The sequence below is a fragment of the uncultured Porphyromonas sp. genome, assembly GCF_934359325.1.
Lineage (GTDB): Bacteria > Bacteroidota > Bacteroidia > Bacteroidales > Porphyromonadaceae > Porphyromonas_A.
This window is the reverse complement of record NZ_CAKRLH010000101.1, coordinates 1-5,691: the sequence shown is the minus strand read 5'-3', so window position 1 is coordinate 5,691 and position 5,691 is coordinate 1. Positions and strand designations below refer to the sequence as shown.

Sequence of the window (5,691 nt, the reverse complement as noted above, 5' to 3'; positions counted from 1 at the left end):
GCTCAATACCGGCCGAGAAGATCAAGCACGTCTGGCTGGCACAGCTGGATGCCAATGTAGCCATGTCGCATCTCGTTCAGAAGTACGATGACGGCAGTATCTCTTATGCGGACTTTGCTCAGAACCGAGATAGCATCCTCGGTAGCTACAAGGAGATAGCACAGGAGGTGATCTTCGAGGACCCCAAGTCCCCTGTTGCCTACTTCGCACTCTTCCAGCAGATCGACGGCAACCTGATCTTCAATATCTACGACAAGAAGGACTCTAGGATCTTTGCGGCAGTTGCTAATGTCTACGACACCTTCTACCCTAATAGTGAGCGCAGAGATCACCTGTACAACCTCGCCCTCCGATCCATTGCTGTCGTGCGGCAGCAGGAGCGGGCAGCCAGGGAGATCGCCCAGGTGGACTCTCTGCCAAGTAAGGATGTGCGCCACATCGGGTACTTCGACATCACACTCCCCGGCATCGATGGTCAGGAGATCAGTCTCTCAGACATTGCTAAGGGACACGTCACCCTCCTCAGCTTCACCTCTATGGACACAGACTGGAGCACGGCGTACCAGAGTCAGATAGCCAGCCTCTACGAGACCTACTCTCCGAGTGGGCTGAGGATCTATCAGGTTAGCTTCGATACAGATAGCTATGTCTGGAAGAATAGAGTGGTCAAGCAGCCATGGCACAACGTCCGGGATAAGGATGGCGTCTACTCATCCCTCATCGGACTGTACAATATCAGCTCTGTCCCCGCACTCTTCCTCATCAATGCTGAGGGAGACATCGTGACACGAGCAACCTCCTTTGATGAAGTGAGAGGTCTACTCAGCAGACTGCTCTAGTCCGTCATCCCCCGGTAGCAAGTCAGAAAGAGTGTGCCCCCATTAATGGGAGCACACTCTCTTATTTTGACATAAAAGAAGGAGGCAATTTAGTCCCCGAGTCGTCTTTCTTGCGGAGTCGAGGCTCCTCGGACGATGAGTCTCACAGTCTGCATAATCGGTAAGTAAGAGACCGGAGGAGACACTTAGAGACTCCGTGAGACAACCTCCTCCGGTGGAGGTGGTATATTTGCACCAGTGAAACCTCCATGCACATCCGATCAAACGCAATGAGTTGAATGGTTTCGCAGCACTTCAACGCCTCGCCTGAGCAGAAATATCTGAAAATGTCAAGGATTTGCTTATTTTTGTCTCATAAACAAGACTCACCCACTCATCAATCACGCAGACAACAGTTTATGAGCTACACCTTAGACAATATTGATATCAAAATACTGAGAGAGCTCCAGAAAAACGGGAAGATAACCACCAAGGAGCTCGCAAGTCGTGTCGGACTCTCTCAGTCGCCTGTCTTCGAGAGACAGCGCAAGATGGAGCAGGAGGGCTATATCAGCAAGTATGTTGCCATCCTCAATCCGGAGAAGACAGGCAACAACATCCAGGTATGGTGCAACATTAAGCTCAAGAAGCATGCGCAGGAGATGGGACAGGACTTCATGAGCAAGATCATCGGCTTCGACGAGGTGGTGGAGTGCTACAATACCTCTGGCGACTATGACTTCATGGTGAAGATCCTGACTCACGATATGTCCGAGTACCAGAATTTTGTACTCAATAAGCTGGGTACCATCGATAGCATCGGCAGTCTCGACAGTGTCTTCGTACTCGGGGTGGTCAAGCAGACATCTGCCATTCCCCTCCGAGACATCGACTAAGGACGGAGATTTAGCATCAGCATCACGCCGTAAGACGACTTACGGTAGGGGTACTGGTGTCCGGTGACTAAGGGATTTCTTATCTCCTCTCTCCAGAAGCCTCTGATGGAGAGACTACTCGAGCAGTGGTAGTCCAGCGTGAGCCTCATGCTGTGTGAGTCTAGTCCACGTATCCTGCTCTGGCTCCCGCTCCGCACACTTGCCTCCTCCAGCGATGTGTGGGTGTAGGAGTAGCTTAGATTACTCTCTAGTGACGTCTGCGATGATGAGAGTATCGGGATGCCCGATCTGATGAGCGGAGGGAGGGTGACCTGATATCTGACGGAGAGATCTCCACGTCGGTCGGTCTGTGTGAGGAGTCTCAGGCTCTCGATCAGGAGGGATCGGGAGTTGTTTAGGATATAGGCGGCCGAGAGCGTGAGCTCTTTACGGACAGTGGCTTCTACGCCGATCAGAGGACCAAAGTGGTCCGAGGTGGTGATCGTCTGTAGATCGTATGGACTCTCAGGAGTGGCATCACTTCTTAGTCGGTAGTCAGGCAACTCAAGCAATCCCTGATACTGATGCTTGACGACCAGGCGCGGTGTCACAGACCGGATCGCATCGGAGAGGGAGGCGAGATCCAGCGTGATGAGCCAATTAGGGAGAAGATTAAGCGACGAGGGGAGCCCCTTTTGCTCCTTGGGGCTGATGAGGTAGTGCGATCTGAAGAGTCCAATAGCCCTTTCCCTATCGGTATCACTCGCCAAGTCTCTCAGGATCTCCGCAGTAGCATCTCTTCTAAGACCAATGGTAGACATCCTGAGCCGCCCCATCATCTCTGCCCCATCGCCACTGACACCACTACATATATAGGAGCGACTTCGGACCTGGCTAAGGAATAGATCCACGGTCACGCCACTGAGTGGACGAAGCCGCAGCTCACAGGCGAGGTCATCCTTGACGAAGTAGGAGGGGAGACGACTAAGGGTGGGATCCTCTTTGACCCACTTTGACCTCACTGCATGGTCGATCTCTTCAGCATAGTCGCTTATCCCCAGCATATACCCGAGCGTGGGAGAGATCGTACTCTCCTGGCGCCCTACCCCAAAGGCCTTACCTGCCTCGGGTAGGAAGCCAGGGATCGTACTTCCCCCATAGCGACCATACTTCACCTGCAATTCACCGGGACTTTTACGAACATCTCCCTGAGAGGCTAGTTGAGCGAGGTTGTACCTAAGGAGGAGATCCATTCGCCCATCGTTTCGGATCGTATGCCCGCTACTCTCTTCTCCTACGATCACACCTCGCCTCCAGGAGTAGTCCCCGCTGTACGTGAGGCTGACATAAGCCGGACGGAGAAGTCGGTGACGCATCATGGGAGTGTGGAGTGAGAGGGTATATCTGCCCTGATATCTATCTGTCACACCGAGGGTACCAATGGAGCGTAGTATCTGCTCGGAGAATAGGCGGAAGGAGAGGTCCTGGTCCCGACGGTCAATGCTGGATGGGGTCTCGTCTATGAGTGCCAGAGTATTGCTATGGATCGTGACCGAACCGAAGTTCGCAGGAGACCACTTCACCCCGAGGGATCGATCCCAGAGCCAGTTGCGATAGACCTGAGTGGAGCGCTCCATCTCCTCTCCCGGTGTGGGCAGGAGGGAGGAGTCGTATACTCGGTTCCAGCCACTGTGGACCCGCACATAATCTCCGGTGCCGCTCTCGCTGAGGTAGTCGATGGTGGTGTGCATGCGCCTACTGCTCCGATCCAGTGTCTGTGGGTCGCGTCTGCGGTGATGTGCTAAGTCGTAAGAGAGAGTAAGGTCAGACTTAATGCCTGCGGTACTACTCTCCGGTCTCACTCTCCAGTTACTTAGACTGAGGCGATCGGAGTACTCATAGTAGATCGGCTCGCCTCCTTTGTATGGTCGATCCGTATCATAGGGGTCATACCGGGGGGTACTTCTATTCTCCTGCAGCGTGTATCTGACCGGAGCCTGGACGCACCACCGCTTAGGCAGCAATTTACCTAACTCAATCATTGACTCAAGATCAAAGTAGGTGTGAGAAAGCGGTCTCTGAAGCCTCACATCACTCCTAATATCTCCATAGCCTGCACTCTGACTGCCCACCTTAAGGCTCGCTGACCCGAGGTCTGATAGAGTGGCGCTCACATCGGTGAGCCATGCACCGCCGGACATCTGTCCGGCACCTGATACCGACAGCTCATTGACCCAAACCTCAGCGGAGACTCTCCCGTCACTCTTGTTTCTGACGCCTATCAGTATTGCCGTCACATTGCCTAGGGAGGGGTACCCCCGTAGGGAGACCCTCCCCCGGGAATAGACTTGACTTCGATCCACGCCACCATATGACTCACGCTCCTCCTTCAGCCTCGTCAGCTCGCTGAGGTCTATCTGGAGGACATTGGCGACGGGCCAGACGATATCCTGCAGCTCCCCATTACTCATCTTGCTGTAGTCCCTCCGCGGAGTCACCTGCAGAGGATGGCGATACTCATAGTAATTGGACGAGAAGTCCGACCCCAACCTTATAAAAAGCTCCAGATCCTGATCCCTCACCTCCCCCTCAGCATGAGTATAGAGGACTAGCTGTCGATAGTGTCGAAGGTCGAGGTCGGTGGCTCGATAGACGGCTGCTGTTTCGTCCTTTGCCATGTCCGGGATCGAGATCGCAAGCGCCTTCTCGTCATATCTCACTCGAGAGAGCGCCCCAGGGCGTCTGTCTCTTGCCACGCCCCTTGGGGAAACGTACGGTATGGGAGAGCGACCCGAGTCCTCCTCCAGGCTGTGGGTCTGGAGGGTGATCTCCGCATTGGTTCGATCGGGGTCTACAGTCGAGGTGTAGGGTTGCCAGGGGGAAGAAACGAGCCTAACCGCAGCGCATCTAAGGTGAATCGGCTGCTCGAAGCGTCTTAAGGTCAGTCGCACGGCACTGATGTCCTGCATGCTGGGATGTACCCCCATAGTGGCATCGTACTTGGAGAGCGGAATGGTAAGCTTGACCCATCTCGATGGCTGGCTGCCCTCCTCCCTGACCAGCACTTCACCAGTATACCACTTACCACCGGGATGAAGTCCCTCTCTAGATAGGGACAGATGATAGCGGAAGAAGCTCTCTCGCGTCGTGAGTACCCCATCCCCATCGAGATCCTCAGTGTCCGGGAGGTCGGTCCACGCCGAGGGACGCCCTTGGATAAGCCTTGGGAGGGAGTTTCCCTCCGTACCATTGATATACTTATACCTCTCCAGAATGCCTGCCTCAGCACGATCCCACCGCTCTCCGAGGTAGAAGTGGTAGTCATCCCCGGAGGGATCCTCCAGTGGAGAGCCGGGGAGAGTCACCCCCCCCCTACTCCAAGCGGCAGGATCAATAACGGCCCGAAGCGAACTGAGATAGTCGGCAAATAGCTCCTGCTCCTCACCGGAAGAGACTCCATCCAGTCCCACATCCTGACTCTCGATACCATCCGAGGAGAAGGAGCGGACTGGCGGGACTGACTCTGCCCGTCGCCCATGGGGAGTGGTCACAGTCGGAAGACTGCTCTCAAAGTCCAGTGCCCCATCCGGTATGATCTCCTCAGAGAATCGCCCAAAATCGATCAGCAGATCCCCCTCCGGCGCATCTTGTTGGGAGTAGTAAGGGTCCAGCAGCCATAGCTCAAGGGAAGTGATACGCTCCTTCTCCAGGTCCTGTACCTCGAGTGGCGTGGCAATGGCAGCCCAGTTGTCAGTCGCCCGACTGAGCTTGGCGCCCTCAACCCAGCCCTCTGTACGGTAGTTATAAGGACCACGCTCATCGGGATAGTAGGAGAGGTTAAGCATCTGAATAAACTGCGTACCAAGCTGATTGAGGTCCCGTCTCGGGAAGAGCTCCTCCATCCGATACTCTCTCACCAGGGGCTGACGTCTCATATCCTGCCGACGGGCAAGACTGGCCGGCTGCCCGGCCGCTCCGTCCCTGACTAAGAGTGGATC

The 5,691-nt window shown here is 54.8% G+C and carries 3 protein-coding genes; 2 read left to right on the top strand and 1 reads right to left on the bottom strand.

The genetic code is table 11. From position 1 onward, the window contains the following. On the top strand, window positions 1-839 hold an 839-nt coding region (locus Q0F21_RS04895), incomplete at its 5' end, for a TlpA disulfide reductase family protein (RefSeq protein ID WP_297237931.1). Between the two features lie 398 nt (window positions 840-1,237). Further along, complete coding sequence (locus Q0F21_RS04890) at window positions 1,238-1,714, top strand: Lrp/AsnC family transcriptional regulator (RefSeq protein WP_297237929.1); 477 nt, start codon at window positions 1,238-1,240, stop codon at window positions 1,712-1,714. Here Q0F21_RS04890 and sprA read toward each other — a convergent pair. Beyond that, the coding region (sprA, locus tag Q0F21_RS04885; RefSeq protein ID WP_297237927.1) for a cell surface protein SprA at window positions 1,711-5,691 on the bottom strand (3,981 nt) is incomplete at its 5' end. The genes Q0F21_RS04890 and sprA overlap by 4 nt on opposite strands.